This is a genomic window from Streptomyces sp. NPDC003697, from assembly GCF_053587115.1.
Genome location: NZ_JBSFNN010000021.1, coordinates 66,152 through 86,561, shown reverse-complemented (window position 1 = coordinate 86,561; position 20,410 = coordinate 66,152). Strand labels below are relative to the sequence as shown.

Annotated in this window: 14 protein-coding genes and 3 pseudogenes; 5 read left to right on the top strand and 12 right to left on the bottom strand. The window is 71.1% G+C overall.

The annotated features are described in order from the left end of the window. Positions 1-35 precede the first annotated feature (35 nt). The 4 genes and pseudogenes from ACWDNY_RS11825 to ACWDNY_RS11810 form a co-directional block, all read right to left on the bottom strand. Positions 36-609 (bottom strand): annotated as a pseudogene (locus ACWDNY_RS11825) (DUF1989 domain-containing protein); the annotation flags it as partial. A 393-nt stretch (positions 610-1,002) separates the two neighbouring features. Further along, entirely contained in the window at positions 1,003-1,221 is a 219-nt protein-coding gene (locus tag ACWDNY_RS11820; protein WP_451645580.1) for a DUF1989 domain-containing protein, read from the bottom strand. Then, positions 1,221-1,412, bottom strand: a pseudogene (locus ACWDNY_RS11815) (urea carboxylase); the annotation flags it as partial. The pseudogene ACWDNY_RS11815 and the gene ACWDNY_RS11820, both read right to left, overlap by 1 nt. A 601-nt stretch (positions 1,413-2,013) precedes the next feature. Beyond that, the gene (locus tag ACWDNY_RS11810; protein ID WP_451645579.1) at positions 2,014-3,216 is read right to left on the bottom strand and encodes a hypothetical protein; all 1,203 of its coding nucleotides are present in this window, start codon (positions 3,214-3,216) and stop codon (positions 2,014-2,016) included. 213 nt (positions 3,217-3,429) lie between these two features. On the opposite strand from ACWDNY_RS11810, the gene ACWDNY_RS11805 reads away from it, so the two are divergent. Continuing rightward, positions 3,430-3,594, top strand: coding sequence for a hypothetical protein (locus ACWDNY_RS11805; protein ID WP_451645578.1), 165 nt, complete (start codon positions 3,430-3,432; stop codon positions 3,592-3,594). 432 nt (positions 3,595-4,026) lie between these two features. Here ACWDNY_RS11805 and ACWDNY_RS11800 read toward each other — a convergent pair whose 3' ends face one another. Continuing rightward, the gene (locus ACWDNY_RS11800; protein ID WP_014677112.1) at positions 4,027-4,230 is read right to left on the bottom strand and encodes a cold-shock protein; all 204 of its coding nucleotides are present in this window, start codon (positions 4,228-4,230) and stop codon (positions 4,027-4,029) included. Positions 4,231-4,458: 228 nt separating this feature from the next. Between ACWDNY_RS11800 and ACWDNY_RS11795 the strand changes: the two genes are divergently transcribed. After that, a complete protein-coding gene (locus tag ACWDNY_RS11795) occupies positions 4,459-4,659 on the top strand; it encodes a hypothetical protein (protein ID WP_451645591.1) in 201 nt (66 codons plus the stop codon). A gap of 5 nt (positions 4,660-4,664) precedes the next feature. Further along, positions 4,665-5,207, top strand: a pseudogene (locus ACWDNY_RS11790) (DEAD/DEAH box helicase); the annotation flags it as partial. Positions 5,208-5,319: 112 nt separating this feature from the next. On the opposite strand, the gene ACWDNY_RS11785 reads toward ACWDNY_RS11790, so the two are convergent. Beyond that, positions 5,320-5,529, bottom strand: coding sequence for a hypothetical protein (locus ACWDNY_RS11785; RefSeq protein ID WP_451645577.1), 210 nt, complete (start codon positions 5,527-5,529; stop codon positions 5,320-5,322). Positions 5,530-5,652: 123 nt separating this feature from the next. On the opposite strand from ACWDNY_RS11785, the gene ACWDNY_RS11780 reads away from it, so the two are divergent. Continuing rightward, complete coding sequence (locus ACWDNY_RS11780; protein WP_451645576.1) at positions 5,653-7,548, top strand: NACHT domain-containing protein; 1,896 nt, start codon at positions 5,653-5,655, stop codon at positions 7,546-7,548. Positions 7,549-7,704: 156 nt separating this feature from the next. Here ACWDNY_RS11780 and ACWDNY_RS11775 read toward each other — a convergent pair whose 3' ends face one another. Then, the gene (locus tag ACWDNY_RS11775) at positions 7,705-9,048 is read right to left on the bottom strand and encodes a carotenoid oxygenase family protein (RefSeq protein WP_451645575.1); all 1,344 of its coding nucleotides are present in this window, start codon (positions 9,046-9,048) and stop codon (positions 7,705-7,707) included. A gap of 80 nt (positions 9,049-9,128) precedes the next feature. Here ACWDNY_RS11775 and ACWDNY_RS11770 point away from each other — a divergent pair, with 80 nt between their 5' ends. Next, positions 9,129-9,776 (top strand): TetR/AcrR family transcriptional regulator, encoded by a 648-nt coding sequence (locus ACWDNY_RS11770; RefSeq protein ID WP_451645574.1) that lies wholly within the window; start codon positions 9,129-9,131, stop codon positions 9,774-9,776. 248 nt (positions 9,777-10,024) lie between these two features. Here ACWDNY_RS11770 and ACWDNY_RS11765 read toward each other — a convergent pair whose 3' ends face one another. The 5 genes from ACWDNY_RS11765 to ACWDNY_RS11745 are packed head-to-tail and all read right to left on the bottom strand — an operon-like array spanning position 10,025 to position 19,930. Continuing rightward, positions 10,025-10,576: a flavin reductase family protein gene (locus ACWDNY_RS11765; protein WP_451645573.1), complete on the bottom strand. Its 552-nt coding sequence runs from the start codon at positions 10,574-10,576 to the stop codon at positions 10,025-10,027. A 4-nt stretch (positions 10,577-10,580) separates the two neighbouring features. Then, positions 10,581-11,096 carry an acyl-CoA thioesterase gene (locus ACWDNY_RS11760; protein WP_451645572.1) on the bottom strand — a complete coding sequence of 172 codons (516 nt, stop codon included), beginning with the start codon at positions 11,094-11,096 and terminating at the stop codon, positions 10,581-10,583. 7 nt (positions 11,097-11,103) lie between these two features. Then, entirely contained in the window at positions 11,104-16,986 is a 5,883-nt protein-coding gene (locus ACWDNY_RS11755; RefSeq protein ID WP_451645571.1) for a type I polyketide synthase, read from the bottom strand. After that, positions 16,983-17,987, bottom strand: coding sequence for a hypothetical protein (locus ACWDNY_RS11750; protein WP_451645570.1), 1,005 nt, complete (start codon positions 17,985-17,987; stop codon positions 16,983-16,985). The genes ACWDNY_RS11755 and ACWDNY_RS11750 overlap by 4 nt, the downstream gene beginning before the upstream one ends. Beyond that, the gene (locus ACWDNY_RS11745; RefSeq protein WP_451645590.1) at positions 17,984-19,930 is read right to left on the bottom strand and encodes a CRTAC1 family protein; all 1,947 of its coding nucleotides are present in this window, start codon (positions 19,928-19,930) and stop codon (positions 17,984-17,986) included. The genes ACWDNY_RS11750 and ACWDNY_RS11745 overlap by 4 nt, the downstream gene beginning before the upstream one ends. Positions 19,931-20,410 lie beyond the last annotated feature (480 nt).

Sequence of the window (20,410 nt, the reverse complement as noted above, 5' to 3'; positions counted from 1 at the left end):
TCAAACTCCCGTCCGACTCGGAGACAGTCGCCCGGTAGGGCGGTCGGGTCGAATCCGTTGCAGGGGTTGTTGATCTGCGGGCAGTTGGACAACACCACCAGGACGTCCGTCTCGGCCCGCAGCACGACCTCCAGGCCCGGAACCGAGATGCCGTCGACGACGGCGAGGGTGCCGTCCGGCACGACCGGCACGTTCCTGTACCAGTTGACGTTCGGACACCAGGTCGCGCCGGCCCAGGCCATGCCCGGCGCCCTCCGTGAGGAAATTCTCCACGCAGGCGTGCTACGACCAGGCGTGGCGCCCGTAGCGGAGGGTGTTGGACTCCTTGGAGCAGGCGCCGCCGATGGTGTCGTGCCGCCCGCAGGTGTCCTCGAGGACCGTCATCAGCGGCGCGTGCTCACCCGACAGCAGCACCGAGCCGGTGGTACCGAGCCGGTGGTCAGGAAGACGCCGCCCCGGGCCCTGGTCGGCGGCGCTGTAGCGCACGCAGGTGTCGTCTGCGTCGCAGACGAGGAAGTCCGCGCCCCGGTTGCCGTGCAGGCCGGTGATGGTCAGTAGCGAGCCCGCGCGGACGAGGGCGGACCAGACGGCGCGGGCAGGGACGGTCACATCGAGCGAGGACGCGTCCCGCACGGGTGGTCGCGGTGGTCATGCAGTCCCCCCGGCGGTGAGGTGCCCGGCGGTGTTGAGGAAGACACGGCGGCCCTCGGGTGTGGCGTTCCACAACGCATCGTGCGGGCCGGCCGGCCGGGCCCGATACACCAAGACCCCCGACGGGGCCGCAGACGCCAGTGCGGGCACGGGCCCCAGCAGATGCGGAACGTTGACGATCAGCACGGTCAGCGACTGCCCGGCGCGCACCATGACGGACCCCCCGGAACCCACGGAGCCGGTGAACGCGGTGGTAGGCGTCCCCGCTGATCCGGACACCCCAGAAGGAGACGCACAGCGGCACCCCCCCGTGGGCCGAGCCCGTTCTCGAGGGCGGCGAGCTTGAACAGCTCACGCCCGGCCGACGGCCGACTGAGGGGATCCGCCGCCGTAGCGGGCGGTGTGACGGGCCAGGGCGCAGGTGCCGGTGAGGGCGTCGTGCCGGCCGGAGGTGTCCGCGGTGACGGACGCCAGGACCCGACCCTTGGCCGGACACGAGCAGGCGTCCCACGCCGAGGCAGGCGTTCCAAGAGCACCTTGACCGTGTCGGCCGTGTTCAGCCGCTCCCACGGGCGGTCCGCGCTGTACAGCAGGACGTGGGCGCACACGTCGCCGGTGAGGTCGGTCAGCCGCAGCCCGGTGCCCCGCGCGAGGACCTTGCGGGTGCAGCTGCCGCCCGCCACGGTCTCGGCCCACACAAGGCCCTCACCCGCGATCCCCTCCGGTGGCGCCGGCCAGTCACTCGCGGGGAGTACAGGCATGGTGGCGGACCTGATGCCCTCCTGGGCCCGGGGCATGGTCCCGAGCACCCCTGGGCCGACGGTGTCGTCACGGCCGAACCTCCGGCCCGTCCCTGATTTCTGCCCTGCGGCAGAAATCAGGGACGGGCCGGGTCCTGACCGTTGCCCGTACGTTTCCGGGCGGCAACCGCCGCCTCACCACCGCCGATCGGCGCCCGGGCAGCCCGCAGCCCTGTGCGAGGACCACCGAATAAGCCCGCCCACCAGCAAAGAGGAGACCGGCGGCGAGGCCCTGGTCGACCGCCCGTTCCCGTGGCTGATGCGGCGTGCCCTGGTGCAGCGTCAGGCGTGCTCGGACCGCCGGTGCGATGACGGGATCCGTCTGGACACGGGCGGCGAGTGCGAGAACTGCGGCAACGTGGTGCACATCCGGCGTGCCCGGCGGGCGAAGATCGCGGCGGAGGTCGACCGGGAGCTGCCCGGCTTGACCGAGGGCGGGCGCCGCCGGGTCCTCGAGGAGCGGCTGCGGGAGCAGGCGGCCCACTGGGGGGGGCATCGGCGCCCTTCCGACCGCCCTCACCCAGAACCGCTTTCACCGACCAAACGACACCCTGTCAGTGCGTCAGGGCAGATGGGCGCGGGGAGGGCGTCGGAGCCGGCTGCGGGCGAGTGCCAAACGGATAGCGGCGTAGAGGAGGCAGGCGCAGGCGTACGCGCCAGTAGCGGTCCAGGCGGTGCGGTCTGCGGTGAAGATCCCGTCGCTGCCCGCGTCTGTACCGAGTCGGTAGGAGGCCAGCAGCAGGAGACAGCCGGGAGCGATCCCAGTCAGAGTGCGCAGCACGTAGCGTGCGTGTGGGGGCCCCAGGCGTGCGTGGCTGAGTACTTCGAACCCGATGTAGGCCACGATGGCCGGCCAGACCCACAGATGGTGGATGGCGAGCATGATCGTGCTGAAGACGAACAGTGCCCAGCCGAGGATCGCGGTCAAGTCGATGTGGGTGGAGTGGGTGGTGCTGATCGTCGTGCTGGTTCCGTAGACGGAGCCCATCGTGTGGTGGCCGATCACCGTCCCGGAACGGTAGTCGTTGGTCACTGAGTTCTCGGTCGAGCGAGTGACCGGGGATCCCAAGCCTCCGGACGTGGCGAAGGCGATGAAGCCCAGGCCCGCTGTCGGCCATGTAACGGAGCCGAGCAGGACGCCTGTGAGCAGCGGAACGAACCAGCCTGCGTGGACCGACAGCCCGTCCCAGGCCTGGGCTTGCCGACGTATTTCCTGCAGTTCGTCCTGGAGACGGTCGATGACGGCCACGAGCTCTTCGCGCTGCCGCTGGGCATGTTGCAGCCGCCGCTCGGCCGTTTCGAGGTAGAGGCTCGCGGCTGTCAGTGCCATCTGCTGCTCGGCGTTCTGCGCCTTCATACCGGCCAGCAGGCATCGGTACTCACCCACTTCGGCCAGCAGGCAGTTCTTGATGTACTGGTAGACCTCGACCTGTTCACGCGAGTTCGACATCTGCACGCGGACCATGTGGAACTCCTCGTCGATTACTTCCAGGAGTCCCACGGCAGTGGCCCGCTCGCGCAGGGCTGCTCGTCGCAGGGCGTACAGCTCATCGCGCCTGCTGGCGCTCATGGCCTTCCCCAGCCGGGCACCGACATCGGCCATGCAGTCGATGAAACTCCTGCCGGCGATCGTGTTGTCTTTTCCGGAGAGGAACCGGTTCACTCGTGTGCGGGCCCAGGGCACGTCATCGCGTGCCGCGAATGCCGCTTGACTGAGCGATAACTCCGAGAACTGCCTTTTCAGTTCCGTGGTGTAGGCGCTCAAGGCGCTCATTTCCCTCCCCCTGCTATATGCCCCTGTGCCGCATGCGCGTTCTCGGGCACGCAGTCGGAAACGCATGCTACCGACGTTCGATGACCCGGTGCCTGATCTTGAAAGAACCGCAGGACAACGGGTGTGCGGGCCTGGCGCACACCCGAGAGGGACAGGGAGCCTGGCGCCAAGAACCGCACGCCGCAGAGCACTTGGGAGAACGTCTTGTCCTGGCAGTGGGACCTGTGGAACTTCGTTATTCACGACCTCGGCAGCCAGATCCTTTCCGCCTTCCTCATGGCCGCCATGGGAAAGGCCGTACGGAAAGCAATCGGGGTCCGCCGCGAGCGCAGGAATAACCATGGACAGCACGACACGCCCATCGAATGACACCCAGGACAGGCCTATACCGGAACATATCATCGCCCTGTCCCACCCCGACGCCGCGATGTGTCGCACGCATTCTCCTTGGCCCCCCACCAGCCGGGCCGCACCCGCCGGCCGCCGAAGACGAGCAGCAGGCGGTGGCGGCCGGGGCCGGACTTGTGGCCGGGGCCCGTGCCCGGCCGACCACCACCGCCGCCTCGGTCACGACCAGCAGAATGGACGATGCCGACCCCGCCCGCGATGAGGGCGCCGGCGACCGTGACGGTCATACCGGCCGGCTGCGCGAGCGCCGGGGGCGGTGGACGGCGTAGCCGAGACCGACGACCAGGAGCAGCGTGCAGCTCTTGAGGCAGAGGAATGTGAGAGGGGGCAGGATGCGAACCTGCGGCCTCTGGGTCATGAGCCCAGCGAGCTACCGAGCTGCTCCACCCCGAGTCAGCCGCGGACGATGTTCTCCGCCTGGGGGCCCTTCTGGCCCTGGGTGACGTCGAACGTGACCGTCTCGCCCTCGACCAGCTCCCGGTACCCGTTGCCGGAGATGTTCGAGTAGTGGGCGAAGACGTCCGGTCCGCCGCCGTCCTGGGCGATGAAACCGAAGCCCTTCTCAGAGTTGAACCACTTCACGGTGCCGCTGGCCATACTGCGTCCTTCGATCTCGCCGGGATACCGGCCGGGGTGAGTAACGGGGATCTTCCCCTGCGGGAAGACGCCCGGCATCCGTTCTACCCCGTCCAGGGCTCCGTCATTCGATCACCCGTCCATTGACGGACGCGTCCGGACCGGTAGACGACATCGACCCGGACAGCGGCCGACCCGGACAGCGGTCGACCCGGACGGCGCGCCCGCCTCGCCGCCGCGGCCGAATACCTGCGCGCCCACGGCCATCTCGCCGCCCCTGCCACGGCCCCCGTCGGGGCCTGGCTTGCCGAACGACGCCACCTCGCTGCCAAGAACACCCTTGACCCCGCCCGCACGGAGGCCCTCACCCGCCTTGCCCCCGACTGGCGCCTGCCGCACGGAGCGGACTGGGGAGCGCAGGCCTTGGAGGACGGCGACGAGGGGGCGTAGGCCCCACGTTCGGGCCGTGGCTGGCCGAGTTCGGGCTCGCCGAAGCGGTCGAGCGGGGCGTCCTCGCCGGATTCAAGATCGAGGTTCTGGAGATCGAGGACCCCAACTACTTTGTCGGCCTGTCCGAGAAGGCGCGGCGGGGCCGGCGGCTCGCGCTGCTGCAGGCCGCGCTGCTGGAGCACGCCAGCGCCCGCACCATCAAGACGATGATGACCTTCCACAGCCGGGTCGAGGAAGCCGAAGCCTTCGCCCTCAACCTGCCCCAGACGGCCGCCGACCTGTATGCGGACGAGGTCACCGCTCATGCTCGCAACGAGGCCGCTGACCGGCCACGGTCTCCTCTCGGTGCCGTGCCCGGGGACGTCGAGGAGGCTCGCCGGCACGTTCCCGCGGACCGGGTGTGGTCGGCGTGGCTGTGCGGGGACCACCTCGTCACCGAACGCCGCGAATCCCTGCGCCAGTTCGCCAACGGCATCGACGCCGCCGGCCGGCGAGTGCACCGGGCGTTCCTCGCCAGCTGCCGCGTCCTCGGCGAAGGGGTCCCTGTCCTGTAGTTGACGCCCTGACAGTGGCCGGGCCTCAGAGTCGAGGAGTAACAGCGCCCGCCACGGGCGGGCGCCATGCTCTCGCCTGCAGAAGTGGGACAAAGCCAACCTCGGTTCACAGCACCGCGAGGACGAAGGTCAGCAACGCCAGGGACAGGGTGGCGCTTCCCGCGAAGGCCACGGCACCGCGCAGCAGAGCGGTGGCGTAGGTGGCTCCGTCGGTACGAGCGAGCAGACCGGCCGCTGCTCCTACGAGCGTGCAGAAGAGACCGACGATGGCCAGGAGCAGGGCCAGGAGGATCAGGTGAATGGATGAGGTGTTCATGCCTTCTTCCCAGGAGAACCGACGACGGGGACTTCGGCGAATTTTGCGGTTCTGGTGTTCACCGGGGTTCAAGGCGAACAAGGATGAACGAAGACGGTCGCCTGGGAGACGGAGAAGCAGGACATGGGGGACGTGGACGAGGATTCGCTGGCGGAACTCGCGCTACGGCTACGCACCCTCAGGGCGCAGCGGGGTCTGCAGATGGGCGGGTTACAGCAGCGGACCGGGCTGGGGCGGACAACGGTCAGCCAGGCACTGAACGGTCAAGCGGTGCCCTCCGAGACCACGCTGGTGGCGCTGGCGAAGGCGCTGAGCACGGATGTGGAGCCATTGCTGGCCCTTCGCGAAGCCGCAGTACGCATACGGCAGGTCCAGGACTCCTCAGGAGAAGCCGCGCACGGTCGGGACGACGGACCGAGCGACGCCGCCGAAGACGAGCGGGACGCCGACGCCGACCGGGCGCTCGCGACCTACGCGCGCCGCGTCCGGGAGACGTACGGAAGTCTCGACCTGGAGGTCCTCACCCCCGACAACGACCAGAGCACACAACCGAGCGTCGAGCTGCGCGAGGTCTTCGTCGTGCCAACTGTCCGGGCCGACCCGCCGCCTGTGGAGCTCTCCCGGGAACTCATGGGCCAGCTCCTCAAGGGCGAGGAGCTGGCCGCGGGCGGGGAGCTGCCACCGGGGCTCGACCTGGAGCTGCTCGACTCCCTCGTGGAGGCGTACCGCCAGCAACCCGCCGAGCACGTACTCGATGTCCTCGCCCGGGAGAAAGGCCAGCGGGTCGTGCTCCTCGGCGACCCAGGGGCCGGCAAGTCCACTCTCGCGCACTACCTCGCGCTCGCCCTGACCGGCGGCCTCGGTCCCGGCGGGGCCCTCGCCGGCCTCGCGGGTCGAATCCCCCTCATCGTGGAGCTGCGGCACTACGCGCAACCGGCCTGGCGACAGCAGACGTTCGCGGAGTTCCTCGCACACCTGTGGACCACCGAGGGGATGGGCCTCCCGCTCCCCGTCCTGGGCCGGCTTCTCGACGAGGGACGCGTCCTCCTCGTCTTCGACGGGCTCGACGAGATCTTCGACCCGAAGTTCCGGGCGGAGACGGCCCGCCGCATCGCCGGGTTCGCCGCCCACCACCAGCGCTGCCGGGTGATCGTCACATCCCGGGTCATCGGCTACCAGCGGCAGACGCTGGACGGAGCGGGGTTCGCCCACTACATGATCCAGGACCTGGACACCCCCCGTATTCACGAGTTCGCGCGCCGGTGGTACGAGACGGCGTGCCCCGGACAGCCCGCGCTCACCGAGCCGCTCCTCACCCGGTTCAAGGACGCGGTCGCCCACTCACGGTCCGTGCGCGAACTGGCCGGGAACCCGCTCCTGCTGACCATCCTCGCCATCCTCGGCCGCCGGCAGACCCTCCCCCGCGACCGGCACGGGGTGTACCAGCACGCCGTCACCGTGCTCGTCGCCCGCTGGGACCGGGACGCCAAGCATCTGACGGCCCCGCTGTCCGAGCCGGTCACCGAAGCCCTCGACCTGCTCAGCCAGACCGAACGCCTGGAAATGCTGCGGCTCCTCGCCCGCAGAATGCAGGAGGGATCAAACACGGTCTTCACCAAGTTCCACAGAGCCTGGCGCCCCGGGCGCAGCAAGGCCGTTGTACCGGTCGTAGGTGTTGTCGAACTCCTCGCGAAGCGTCTGCAAGGAGCGGCTCAGCACATGCCACGCATCTGTCGTCGCAGCAGAAACGGTAGGCCGCAACACAGCTGGAAGCATGCGAATTCCGCGACGGTTGTGGCCCGTTCCGCCGCCCCTGGGGCAGGGTCCGCCGGCCGGCACATCCGGCACGTCCGGTCACGGTTGAGCGCGACAGTGTGCCGGCGCCACGCCCGCCGCCCGTGGGGCGAGCACGGCCGGGGTTGTCTCACGCCAGCGTCCACGAAGCGACCGCCGCGGGGAATCGAGTGGCTACGGTGGGGACCTGAAGTGGCCGCGAGCGGGGGTCCAACTGGCGGCTGACGGTGGAGGGAGCCAGCCGCACGCTGAAGGGGCCCATCAGGGCCTGATCAACCTTTATGTGACGATGGAGAAGGAGGAAATCGACGCCTCCTCGAGCCGATCCTCACCCGGGGTTACGCCTGCGGGTTCTGAGGTGGTCCGCCTGTGCTGCTGTGGTCAGTCGTTGTCCACCCAGGCGGCGTGGAAGCCGTGCGGGACGGGGACCGGCAGCGGCACCACGGCAGCCGGGCGGCCCGTGAAGTCGGCGGTGTCGAGGACCATCAACTCGCCGTGTCCGGTCGTGCTGTCGGTGACCATGCTCAGTAGCCAGCCGTCGCCCTCGGGGGCGCGGGGCTCGCGCGGGACGAAGACTGCCTCGCCGGTCGTGCATCCGGGGGGCAGCTGGTGGGTGTCGGTCCGTCCGGTGGCCAGGTCGTGGCGGAGCAGCGCCGGGCCGCCCAGCAGTTCCCTGCGGGAGGGGTCGAGGGCGGTGGCGAAGACGTAGCGGTGCCGGGTGCCGCGTACCCGGTTGTCGATCACTGGGCCTTCCTGGACGAGGCCGGAGAGCTGCTCCTCGAGGACCGTTGCGCTTGCGGTGTCCACTGTCCAGCGGACGAGCGCGGGGGGTGTCTCGCCGGGGCGGTGCGGGTCGCGGTCGAAGACACGCGGATGGCTGATCACGTCGAGGACGATGTGACGGCCGGACTCATAGGCGTTGACGGGGTGGAAGACGAAGCACGGCGACAGTTCGACCCAGAGGATGTCGTCGGGGCCGCCGTCGCGTGGGAGGAGTCCCAGGCGGGCGCCGTGGCCGTCGTTCCAGACGTAGGGGATGCGTGAGCCCGCCGCCGCGGCGGCGGGGCTGAAGACCACGGGGAGGTCGTAGATGAGCGCGTAGTGCTCTGTCAGGGAGAAGGCGTGGATCATCACCGGCCGCTTCAGTGGCACGGGGACCGAGCGGCGCACCCGGCCGTGCACGTCGATGACGAGGTAGGCGGCGTACGGCGGTTCGCAGGACATGGTGACCGCGTGGAGTTCGCCGGTGAGGGGGTCGTGTTGCGGGTGCGCGGCGAATCCGCCGCGTAGCGTGCCGTCGAAGTCGATACGGGCGACGGTGTCGAGGGTGGCGTCGATCTGGAGGGGGCGGGGGCCGCCGTCGCCGAGGGCCAGGGTGCGCCCGGCATGCCGGATGATGTTGCCGTTGGCGTTGTCGTTCGGGCCGTATCGGGGTCCGGGGGCGGGCAGTTCGCCGAGGATGCGGGCTGCGCGGTCGGTGCGCAGCCAGCGGTTGCGGTACCACTCGGCGCGGCCGTTGCGCAGCCGTATGCCGTGCACCATGCCGTCGCCTGCGAACAGGTGCTCGTCGTGGGGTCGTTGGAGGGGGTTGGGGCCGATGGTGAGGAAGGTGCCGTCCAGTTGTGGGGGTGGTGTGCCGCGGACGGGGGGCGCGGAGACGAGCACCTCGTGTGCGACGTGGGGAGGGGCGGAGTGGTTGGCCGATTCGACTTTCGATGCGATCATGATTCCGCCTCACATAACGTATCGTCGTTACGTAACGTCGTTTTGTTATAGGGTGGAGGACAATCGAAGGGACGTCAAGGGTGAGTCCACGTCAGGCAAATCCGAGACTCAGGGCCGATCTCGTGGAGGCCGCCGCGCGACTGCTGGCGGAAGAGGGGCCGCAGGCGCTGACGACCCGCCGGCTCGCCTCGGCGGTGGGCGCCTCGACCACCGCCGTCTACACCCACTTCGGCGGCATGGACGACTTGGTGCGGGCGATGGTCCACGAGGGGTTCGCCCGGCTCGACCAGCGGATGAGTGAGGTCACTCCCAGCGGTGACGCGGTGGCCGACATCGCGGCGCTGGGGCTCGCCTACCACGGCAACGCCCTGGAGCACCGGCACCTGTACGGGGTGATGTTCGGCGGGGTGGGGTTCGGCGGGTTCAGCCTCACCGAGGAGGACCGTCAGCACGGCCGCTACACCCTCGAACCGGTGACCCGGGCGGTGGCGGCGGCCATGGCGGCGGGCCGCTTCCATGAGGGAGACGCCCGACTGGTGGCCCATCAGATGTGGATCGCGCTGCACGGGCTGGTCACTTTGGAGCTGGGCGGCTTCCTCGTCCCGCCCTACGACGCGGCGCGCTGCTTCGCCGCCCAGGTGCATGGGCTACTGGTGGGCGCGGGGGACGATCCGTCGGCGGCCCGGCGCTCACTGGAATGCCTCGGCCTGCCCGTGGGTGCCGGCTGATCCCGGGGGCGCGTCGCGCACACGTCGCCGGCGGCGCCGGTACGGGCTCTCGGTAGCAGCTTTCCCCCACGGCGACGAGCGGGGCGGTACGCCGCACCCGGGAGCGCACGTCGAGGACCACCGCGCGCGGGATCCGGACCGGGGGCACTTGCCTCCCGGTCTGCCGCAGGACCGGCAATGAAAGGTGCCGCTGGGCCGCGGTCGCCGCGAACGGCTACCGCGGCCCAGCGGGCATCCCGCCGCCCCGCTCAGACGGCGGAGGGCGCCAGGCGGTGGAAACCGCCCCGGTAGAACAGCAGAGCGTCGGCGCCCGGAGCGCGGTCCGCGTCGAGCACGGAGCCGAGCAGGATCGAGTGGTCCCCGCCGTCGTACACGGCTTCCAGCCCGCACTCCAGCCAGGCCAGAGCGCCCGACAGGATCGGGGCGCCGGTACGGCGGCCCGGCCGGGTGTCCACCGCTTCGAACTCCCGCGCACCGCGGGGCCGCCCGCGGTCCGCGAACCGGCGTGCGATCGGCTCCTGGTCCCCGGACAGGACGGAGACCGCGAACGCCTTCTCCTCCAGCACCACGTCGAGCAGCGCCGCCGTGCGCACCACGCATACCAGCACCAGCGGCGGGTCCAGCGAGACGGAGGTGAACGAATTCGCCGTCATGCCCCTCGGCAGCTCCCGACCGGCGGTCAGGACGGTGATGCCGGTAGCGAAGGAACCCAGCACGCCGCGCAGTGCGAAACGGTCGTGCTCCAGCAGCGCGGCCGCCCTGTCCGGGGCAGGCAGGCCGTCCGTGCGGGTGTCGGCCATGCCCTCACCCCCCGCCCGTCGCCACTGCGAGCGGCCCGCGGGGAGCTGAGCCGGACGCCGGGAGCGCATACGGCTCCAGCGCGCGGCGCAGCGCCTCGGGCACCCGGGTCGGCCGCGTGTCGGTGTTGGGCCCGCGCATACAGGCCACCCGCTGGCGGCCCCGGGCGACCAGGTCCCCGGCGACGGGCTCCGCGTCACCACCGCCGTCTGCGCCGTGCAGCCGCACGTAGTCGAAGGTGAACCCGATCTGGGTCTGCGTCAGGTCCTCCAGCCGCATCCGGATCGACAGCTGGTCGAACGCGGTGATCTCGGCGAAGAACTCGCACCCCACCGAGAGGGTGAACAGCTTCAGGTCGTCGCGGATGTCGTCGAGGACCTCAGGGGCCCTGTCGCGCAGGAACATCTCCCGGCACCGGCCCTGCCAGCGAACATAGTTGACGTAGTAGACGTTGCCCACGAGGTTGGTCTCCTCGAAGCCGACCAGGTGGCGCAGTTCGTAATACGGGCGTTCGTCGCCCATCGGTGCCTCACCCCTCCTTCTCTGTCAGTACGGCGAACACCGCCGTTTCCGGCCCGGTGCGCAGTACGGCCGGGACGGTGGCGATCCGGGTCGCGCCGCACCGCAGTACCACCCACCGGTCCGGAGCCCCGGCGCCGTCGTCCACCGTCAGTTCGATGTGCGCACGGCCGCTCTTGCGCAGGCACTCGACGGCGCCCCACACCCGGCCCGCGGCGAGCGAAAGATCCTCGCGGTGCTCGCCCGCGATCAGCCGGGCCAGCGCGAGCCCGCCGGCGCCCAGCAGGCCCTCCCAGTCGTCCGCGCTGCGCTCCTCGACGTGCTGTACGTCGCACGCGACCGGCCGCTCCCCCGCCACGGCGAAGGTCACCCCGGCGCCGTGCGAGGCGGAGACCTGCGGCCCGCCGTCCACCTCGGGGCGCCCGTCGGCGCGATGACGCAGCGTCACGGGACGTCCAAGGGCCTGGCCGAGTGCGTGGGCGGTGCGACCGCGACGGCCGTCCGGGGTGCCGTCGCTGCCGTCGCCGTCCGGGTGGACGGCGATCCGCACCGGCGCGGCCAGCACCGCTTCGGCGCGTCGCTCCAAGTAGGGGCCGAGCAGTGCAGGCTCCCAGGGGCCGGAGCCGTCCAACTTGCGGACGGCACGCAGTGTCAGGCCCGTCCAGCGCTCGACGAACGCGCCGTGCTCGTCACGGACGTCGAGGTCGTAGACGTAGGTGTCACCGTCCCGGGAGCGCTCGACGGCATGCAGGACGACACCGCCGGCGCCGGCCGCCGCGGCCGGGTCGGCCAGGTGCAGCCGTTCGACGCCCACGGGCAGCAGCGTCGCGTCCGGCACACAGGCCTGAATGGAGTGCATCAGCGCGTCCCGGGTGCCCGGGTCGGCCAGCACCAGGTCGGGCGGCAGGAAGCCTGCGAACCAGGGCGCGGTGGCGGACGTGGAGATGTCCGCGACACACTCCTTGGCGGCGAGGTGCCGATAGCCCGTCAGGCGCTGGAAACGGGCGCCCTGGAACAGCACCGGCCCGTACATGTCCCGCGCCGGTTCCAGCCCCACGCGCACGCCCTCGGGCGGGACCGGCCCGGCCGGGAGCTGCCGGTGCGGCCCGTAGCGCAGGACGGCGCGGAAGTGGTCGGCACGGAAGTCCGTCTCGCTGCTGCGGATCACCGCGCGGACGGTGTCGGGACCGGTGGCCAGCACGGCGACCCGCACGGTGGTCGTGCCGTCCGGCGGCACCGCCACCGGACGCAGGAACTCGGCATCCTCCAGGATGGGCACCGCCTCGCTTCCCGTGCGGCCGGTGAGGGCCGCGGCGGCCTGGGCCATGGCCTCCATGCCGAGCACGGCCGGGAGCAGCAGGGTGTCGTCGAGGAGGTGGTCGCCGAGGTAGGGGTCGGTGGCGGCGGACAGCTCGGAGTCGACGACGAGTTCGACGCCGGGGTAGTGGGTCTGTACGCGCTCCACGAACCGCAGCAGCGGCAGCTCCCGCTCCTCCAGGGCGATGGTCGGCAGGCCGCCGGCGCGGCCCATGACGACCAGGGTGTCGGGCGCGTCCGGGTGGGCCAGCACCTGCCGGAGCATGGCGACGCCCTCGTCGGCCGGGATCGGCTCGATGCCCTCCCGGATGAGCGACTCGAGCACGCCGAGCCGCTCGCCCATCCCCGCACCGGACCACACCGACCACTCCAGCGCGATGCACCGGCAGCCCGGAAGGTCCTCGCGCAACCGCGCGATCCGTTCGGTCAGCCAGTCGTTGGCGGTGGCGTAGTCGGCCTCGCCGCGCAGCCCGGCGCGGCCGATGATGCTGCCGAACGCGACGACCAGCCGCAGGTCGGCCGGGTCGACGGCGGCCAGGACCGCCTCCAGGCCGGCGATCTTGACGGCCAGGGTGCGGCGGAACGACGCCTCGTCGAGGTCGGCGAGTGCGCGCGGTTCGTTGCGTCCCGCGCCGTGCAGCACGGTGGTGACGGGGCCGAGCCGTTCACGTATCTCGTTGACGGCGGCCTTGGTGTCGCCGGGTGAGGTGACATCGGCGCGGACGTAGTGGAAGCGAACGCCCGCGGCGGCCATCCGGCCGAGGTTGGCGGCGAGTTCACGGTCGGTCTCGGGGTCGGAACGGCCGAGCAGCCCGACGGCGCATCCGGATTCGCGGGCGAGGGACAGGGCGCACTCGGCGGTGATGCCCTTGCCTCCGCCGGTGACCAGGAGGACGTCGGCGTCGGTCAGCGGGGACGGGGCGGTCGTGCCGGGATCGTCCGCGGCGGGCGGCAGGGCCCGCAGCACGGGGATTCGGCGAACGCCCGCGGCGTCGTAGTGCACTTCACTGAAGCCGCTGGTCGCCGCGACGTCAGCGACGATGCGGTGGGTCAGCCCACCGGGGTCGGGCAGGTTGTTGAGCGGGAGCGTGACGACGGTGGTGGCAGTTCCGGGCGCCTCGAGGTGGAGCGTCTTGGCCAGCCCGGCGGCCCCGCGCCGGTCGCCGACGGCGACGAAGCGGGCGGCGGGCCGGGTGGGGTGCAGGGCGGCGCGAGCGGCTGAGAGCATCAGCGCGGCATGCTCGTCGTCGCAGTCGGCGGGCAGGCACAGCAGCACGCCCCCGCCGAGCCCGGCTTCGCGCAGCGCCGCCGCGAGCGGCTGCGCCAGCGGATGCCGGTCGGGAGCGAACACGGTCCAGTGTGCGCCGTCGCCTTCGGCGGATACCTCCGGCCCGGACGCCTTCCCGGCTTCCGCCTCGACCAGGTCCACCGAGAACGCCCGGACCCACGGCGCCACACCGGCCGCCGCGATCGGGCGGTCCGCGTCGGACGGCAGGGCCGTGCCGGCCAGGTCGTCCAGCAGGACCGCCAGTTCGGCCAGCGTGGAGGTGGCGAACGCCGACGTCGTGGCCATGGGGCCGACCCCCAACTCACGGGCCGCTTCGTTCATGATCTGGCCGACCGTGATCGAGCTGAGGTGCAGCTCGTCCAGCGGGTTGGTGTCCGGCGAGAGGGCAGAGGGCGGCAGCTCGGCGCGGGCCGCGGCAAGCCGCATCAGGACGTCGAGACTGGTCGAGCCGTCCCCGGCGGAGGCTGACAATGCGCCGGCGGACGCGCCCGCCGATGTCACGAGGAGGGCATCCGCGTCGGCGGCCGCGTCCGCCGCGAGCGGCAGGTCGCCGTCCGGTGCCGACTCGCACGGGTTGGCAAGGAAGCGGAACTCCTTGTCCAGCGGCAGGGGCCGGGTGAAGCGGTCCCGGAACAGCTCCCCGTGGCGCACCGGGGCGCCGAGCACCCACGCCGCTGCCACACCCAGGAAGAGCCCGGCGAGGGACGTGCTGTCCGTGTCGAGGGCGATCGCCGGAACGTCCACCGTCTCCCCGGCGAGCCCGCTCAGTATGCGTCCCGGGCCGATCTCCAGCAGCAGGTCGCTCTCGGCGGCCAGGCCCTCCACCGCCTCCGTGAACCGCACAGGAGCAAGAACCTGACGGATCATCAGATCCGCCACGTCCGTGTCCCGGTCGAGCGGCCCGCCGGTGACCGTCGAGACCACCCGCCGCGAGAGCGGTCGAAGCCGCTCCGCCGCCAGATACTCGGCGAAGGCGCGCGCCGCCGGGGCGACCGCGGGCGAGTGGAAGGCATGGGAGACGTTGATGCGCTGCGCGAGGAGGCCCTGCGCGACGGCCCGCGCGCTCACCCGTTCTACGGCGTCGGCAGGACCGGAGACCACGGTCTGGCGGGAGCCGTTGTACCCGGCGATCACCACGGGCTCGCCGCTCAGCAGCGGCTCCACCGCCGCGGGCCCCGCTGCGATGCTCGCCATCGCCCCGCCGCCGTCGCTGGCCGCCGCCATCACCCGGCCTCGCGCGGCCGCGGTGCGCAGCAGCCCGGCCTCGTCCATGGCTCCGGCCCAGTGCAGGGCCGTCAGCTCGCCGAGGCTGTGGCCCGCGGCGCCCGTGCCCTCGATGCCGAGCGCGTCCAGTATGCGCAGCCCGGCCGCCGAGGCGGTGACGATCCGGGGCTGGGCCACTTCGGTCGCCACCTGGTCGCCCCGGGCCGGGAGGCCCTGCGCCCGGTAGAGCTCGTCCACGGCGGCGAAGCGGGCGCGCAGCGCGCCCCCGTCGCCGCGGCGGCCCGCGCCCTGTCCGGGGAAGAGGAAGCCGATCCGCGGCGGTGCGTCGGTACGCCGGCCGAGGAACAGGCCGGCGGCCGTATCGAGGAGGTTGCGGGCGCCGCCGTCGACACGTGCCAGCAGCTCGGTGAAACGCTCCTCGGCCTGCTCCGGAGAGGAGGCGACGACGGCGGCGCGGAGGGTACGGTCCGCCAGGTCGGCCTCCAACGAGGCTGCCAGGTCGCCGAGTTCGGCATAGGACAGGCGCCCGGCGAGAGCGGCGAGCCGGGTCAGCCGGCCGCTCAGTCCTGCAGTGTCGTCCGCGTCGACCAGGAGCAGCTCGCAGTCCTGCCGGGAGCGGACCAGGCGGACGGTGGACTGGGGCAGGGCGGTGGGGCTCCCCCCGTCGGCATGCTCGACGACGATGTGGGCGTTGATGCCGCCGAAGCCCATCGAGGAGACGCCGGCCCGCATCGGGGCGCCCTCGGGCTGCACCTCGGCCTCCCGGGGGACCCGCAGCGCGGGCCGCTCGCCGAGAAGTTCCGGGTGGGGGTCGTGGTGGCCGGTGGCCGGTGGAATGACCTGGTGGCGCACGGCCAGCACAGCCTTGAGGAGTCCGGCGATCCCGGCCGCGGCCTTGGTGTGTCCCATGTTGCCCTTGACGGTGCCGAGGGCGGCGGGCGGCGCGTCCGGGTCGGCGGCCCGGCGGGCCTCGGACAGGGCGCGCAGTTCGGTGGCGTCGCCGACGGCGGTGCCGGTGCCGTGGCCTTCCAGGTAGGACACGGTTTCCAGGCCGAAACCGGCGGAGCGGTAGGCGCGGTCGAGGGCGAGGCGGTGACCGCTCGCCTCGGGGCGGGTGATGCCGCCGCGGCCGTCCGAGGACCAGCCCCAGCCGGCGATGACCGCGTGGCGCAGGCGTCCCTGCGCGACGGCGTCCTCGTCCCGCATCAGCACCACGGCGCCGCAGCCCTCACCGGGCCAGAAGCCGTTCGAGTGGCGGTCGTAGACGCGCATCTCACCGGTCGCCAGGGCTCCGGTCTTGGCGAAGCCGATCACCTCGAACGGGTCGATGCTCAGGTCCACGCCGCCGGCGATGGCCACGTCCCACTGCCCGGAGGCCAGCGCGTTGCACGCCGTGGCGACGGACAGCAGCGACGAGGAGCAGGCGCCGTCGACCGTGAACCCGCCGCCGCCGAGGTCGAAATGGTTGCAGATCCGTCCGGCGATGGTGTTGGCCAGGCCGCCGGCCAGGGTGTCCTCGTCGATCGGCGGGAACGGCTGCTTGTACCGCTGTTCCAGAGTGCGCAGGAACTGCGCCAGCTCCGCATCCGGCCAGCCCTGCTCCCGCAGCGCGGCGGCGACGGTGCGGCGTACGTACGGCCAGCGCAGCCGCATCAGGTTGGCGCGGCTGAACTCACCGGTGAGACTGTTGCCGATGACGGCGCCGGTGGTGGCCGCCGGCAAGCCCCCGCCGTCGGGGAATCCCGCGTCCTGAAGAGCCTGTGAGACGGTGTCGAGCGCCAGCCAGTGCGTCATGTCGGTGGCGCGGAAGGTGCTGCCGGCGATGCGGTGTTTGACGCGATCGAACTCGAAGCCCTCCAGGACCGCCGCCTTGCGCGTGTAGTGGCGATCGGGGGCGGCGGGGTCGGGCGAGTAGTAGTCCTCGTGGCGCATCCGCTCGTCGGGGAGGCGGCGAAAGGCGCGCCGTCCGGCCAGGACGTTCTGCCACAGCTGCTCGGGTGTGTCGGCGTCGGGGTAGCGGCAGGCCATCCCGACGACTGCGATGCGCGGTCGCGGGCCGGTCATGCCGCCACCGCCTCTGCCTCGGATCCGGTGACGGCCGTCGCGGACGGCGCCGCGGCGGCGGCCCGCTCGCGCCGGCGCTGCAGCAGGTGGGCCGCCCACCAGCCGGCGCCGCGCAGCCCGCACACCAGCGTCACGGCGAAGAACAGCGTGTAGACGACGTTGAAGACCATGAGCACCCCATAGACCATCGCGACCGATGAGCCGAACATGAACTGGTTGCGAGCCTTGGCCGGCGTCGTCCCCGGATCGCTGATCATGTAGTTGGTGAAGAGCACGAAGGCCACGCCGCTCATCACACCGACGGCCGAGAACACCGCGACGTCCCAGACGAAATGGCGGATGACGCCCTGGATCGCGAAGCCGCCCAGCCAGCCGACGATCAGCGCCACGCGCTTGGTCAAGATGGCGTTGATGACGGTTCCCGCGGTGGCGATGATCAGCGGGATGGCGACCCGGAAGAAGTTGTTGGCGTTCTCCGTGAACTGGTACGGCGGCGCGATGCTGAACCAGGTGCCGAAGCAGAGCAGCGAGACGGTGATGCCGAAGTTCGACGGGTTCATGAAGTGCCGCATCCGGCCGCCGATCGGCGCCTGGAACACGTGCTTGCCGCCGACGCCGACGACCACGCCGAACAGGACCGGAAGGAAGAGGTCGTTGCCGTAGGTGAGCATCGACACGGCCAGCGAGGTGATGTGGGCGGGCAGCAGGAACTCGTACACCCCGCGGACGCCCCGGCCGCGGAAGCGCGGGGCCCGCCTGTACGCCCAGGCGCTGACCAGTTCGAGTCCGGTCTCGGTGGCGTATCCGCACAGGACCGCCAGGATCGGCCAGAGCCACGGCTGCTCGAAGCCGAGGAGGGTGTAGCCGAAGATGTTGAACACGCTGATGGAGATGGCGAAGTTGCGCAGTGCGAGGTAGCGCGGGTCCGGTTTGGCGGCGGGCGGCGCCGCAGTGGTGTGCGGGGCCTGTTCCGTGGAGGGTTGCGTGACCGTCGCGGTCATGAGCCCGACACCTCCTGGGCGTCGCTGGTGAGCATGAGAGTGTGGGAGCCGGGTGCGAGGCGGCGGACCTGCTGGTGGAGCTCGCCGTGGGCGTCGCGCCATCGCAGGTGCACGGTCACCGGACCGTCGTAGGAGCCGAGCCCGAAGCGGACGTCGAAGCTGCGGAAACCGCTGTGGCCGCCGCCGCCGTCGAGCTGTGCGATCTGCGTGCCGTCGGGCGTCGTGGCGCGCACGGTGGCGCCGTATGCGGGGCTGCCGGCGGCGGCCAGGCCGCTGGGGGATCCTCCCGCGGCCGGCCCTGCCGAGGGACGCAGCAGGTTCAGGGTGAGGTGCTTGCCGCGGTGCGCGGTTGTGTTGGCGTAGAAGGCGGGCGGCCCCCACTGCCGGGCGACGGCGAAGTCCAGCGCCCCGGTTCCGGTGGTGTCGCCGGTGGCCACGGCGCGGGTGGGATGGGGCACCGCGAGGCCGAGCTGCTTGCTGATGTTGGCGAAGGATCCGTCGGGAGTGCGGGCGTAGAACGCCAGCTCGTTGTGGCCGGCGATGTCGTCGCCCGGCCCCTGGTGGGGCCACATGGAGGGGTTGGACAGCAGAAGGTCGTTGGCCATGGCCATTTCCTGAAGCCACGGCCAGCGGTCGATCTTGCCCTTGACGAAGCCGTCGGTCTGGACCACGTCCTGGTGGCCGGAGTTGAGGAAGTCGCCCATCTTGACGTCCCAGTTCCAGCCTGTCCACGCCAGGCCCTTGGCACGGGCCTCCTGGCTGAACGGGGCAACGCCGTCTGCGAGTTGCCGCTTCATCTCCGCCTCGCCGGCGGCCCGGTTCTTCCAGACGAAGTTGGACTCCTCCAGGCCCCATGCCACGGTGATGTTGCTGACCATCATGTCGAAACGGCCGGTGTTGTCGAGGTCGCCGAAGTCGACACCCATGCCCTTGAAGGAGTCCTTGCCGAGCAGGAACGACTTGGGTGTGGTGCTGGTGCGTTCGCCGATGGCCTCGGTGAAGCGGATGTGGCCGGCTTTGGAGCGGTTGTACAGCAGGTGGTCGTGGCCGAAGTCGTTGGCGATGTAGAGCTCCGGCAGGCCGTCACCGGTCAGGTCGGCGCCGGCGGCAGCAAGCGTCCAGCCCGTGGCCGCGTCGTACGGGATCGCCTTCGGCTCCTCCATGTAGGCGGCGGTGGGCCGGGGGCCGGACGTGGCGGACGTCCAGCGCAGCACATGGTCACCGCCGGCGTTCTGGGCACGGGACAACGAGTCGTTCATCACCACGTTGTTCAGGCCGTTGGGGTCCAGGACGTCGGAGTCCGGGAAGTAGTTGCCGACGACGATGTCCGGATGACCGTCGCCGTCCAGATCGCTCACGTGCACGGTGTCCGTGTTCCAGCGCGGGCCGTGGTACCGGCCGTCCTGCGACTGCGAGGGCACCAGCTCGCGTGGCACGTAGGCACGGGGTGAGGGCGTACGCGCATCGGAGCGGGCCAGGAAGAGCACCGGGGTGCGGCCCCAGTAACTGACCAGGATGTCCATGCGCCCGTCCCCGTTGAAGTCGCCGAAGGTGCACCCGGTGGGCGCCATGGTGCGGTCCACGGGGAGCGGCGCGGCGTCGAGGAGGAACGGCGTGAAGCGGTCGGCCTGACGGGCCGTGGGCGTGTACGTCACCGTCACCTGGTCGGTGCGGGTGTCCACGATGCACATGCCGGACGCCCGGCCGTGGCCGGTGACGTCGTTGATGGCGATGCTCGCGCCCACCGACGAGATCCAGGAGCGGATCTTCTCGTAGGCGGGGTTGACGGTACGCACGGTGCGCTTGGGCAGCCTGTCGTAGCCCGCCGGCATGGCGATGGGCATTTCCTTGAACCGGTAGGCGGCGGCCACCTTTGTACCGTCAGGAGCGGCGACTGCTGCCCGGGTTGCGAAGAACAGTGACGCCACGATGAGAACCGTCACCAGCCCCGGCACCAGTCTGCGAATCCGCTGGCTATATGCCACGGTGCTCCTCTCTCTCTTGTGGTGGTCAGGATCGGCGTGTGAATCATGGGATTGCATTGTTCAGACACGATCCGGGATCACCGCGCAACCGGCATCTCCCGACTTGCTAGCCGATCTCTTCGCACGTCAGGGCAGTCGGCAAGCTCGAAGAAGCGTCACGGACCGCTTCGTCGCGAGAATTCTCGGAGGGTGGCTCGGCACTCGTCGTGGAACTTCTTGTTCACTGGCCGGCCGCGTCCGGTGAGATGCCCTGGAGGTGTCGGCGGGAGAGGAACTTTCGAGACGCCGGAATGTGACGGAAGCGGGGAACTCGCTGCGGTCGGCTGAGTTCGGCCGTGTTCCGGATCAGGGCTTTGGTCGACGGTCATTCCAGGCTGGTGATGAATCGTCCGGCGACCTCCGGGCCGGTACCGGCGCCGCTCGGCGGGTTTGCCCGAG

Excerpts from the sequence above, each read along its gene's own strand:
- ACWDNY_RS11755 (WP_451645571.1), bottom strand. The coding sequence starts at position 16,986 with ATGACCGGCCCGCGACCGCGCATCGCAGTCGTCGGGATGGCCTGCCGC.
- ACWDNY_RS11775 (WP_451645575.1), bottom strand. The coding sequence starts at position 9,048 with ATGATCGCATCGAAAGTCGAATCGGCCAACCACTCCGCCCCTCCCCAC.
- ACWDNY_RS11785 (WP_451645577.1), bottom strand. The coding sequence starts at position 5,529 with ATGAACACCTCATCCATTCACCTGATCCTCCTGGCCCTGCTCCTGGCC.
- ACWDNY_RS11780 (WP_451645576.1), top strand. The coding sequence starts at position 5,653 with ATGGGGGACGTGGACGAGGATTCGCTGGCGGAACTCGCGCTACGGCTA.
- ACWDNY_RS11760 (WP_451645572.1), bottom strand. The coding sequence starts at position 11,096 with ATGGGCGACGAACGCCCGTATTACGAACTGCGCCACCTGGTCGGCTTC.
- ACWDNY_RS11765 (WP_451645573.1), bottom strand. The coding sequence starts at position 10,576 with ATGGCCGACACCCGCACGGACGGCCTGCCTGCCCCGGACAGGGCGGCC.
- ACWDNY_RS11800 (WP_014677112.1), bottom strand. The coding sequence starts at position 4,230 with ATGGCCAGCGGCACCGTGAAGTGGTTCAACTCTGAGAAGGGCTTCGGT.
- ACWDNY_RS11750 (WP_451645570.1), bottom strand. The coding sequence starts at position 17,987 with ATGACCGCGACGGTCACGCAACCCTCCACGGAACAGGCCCCGCACACC.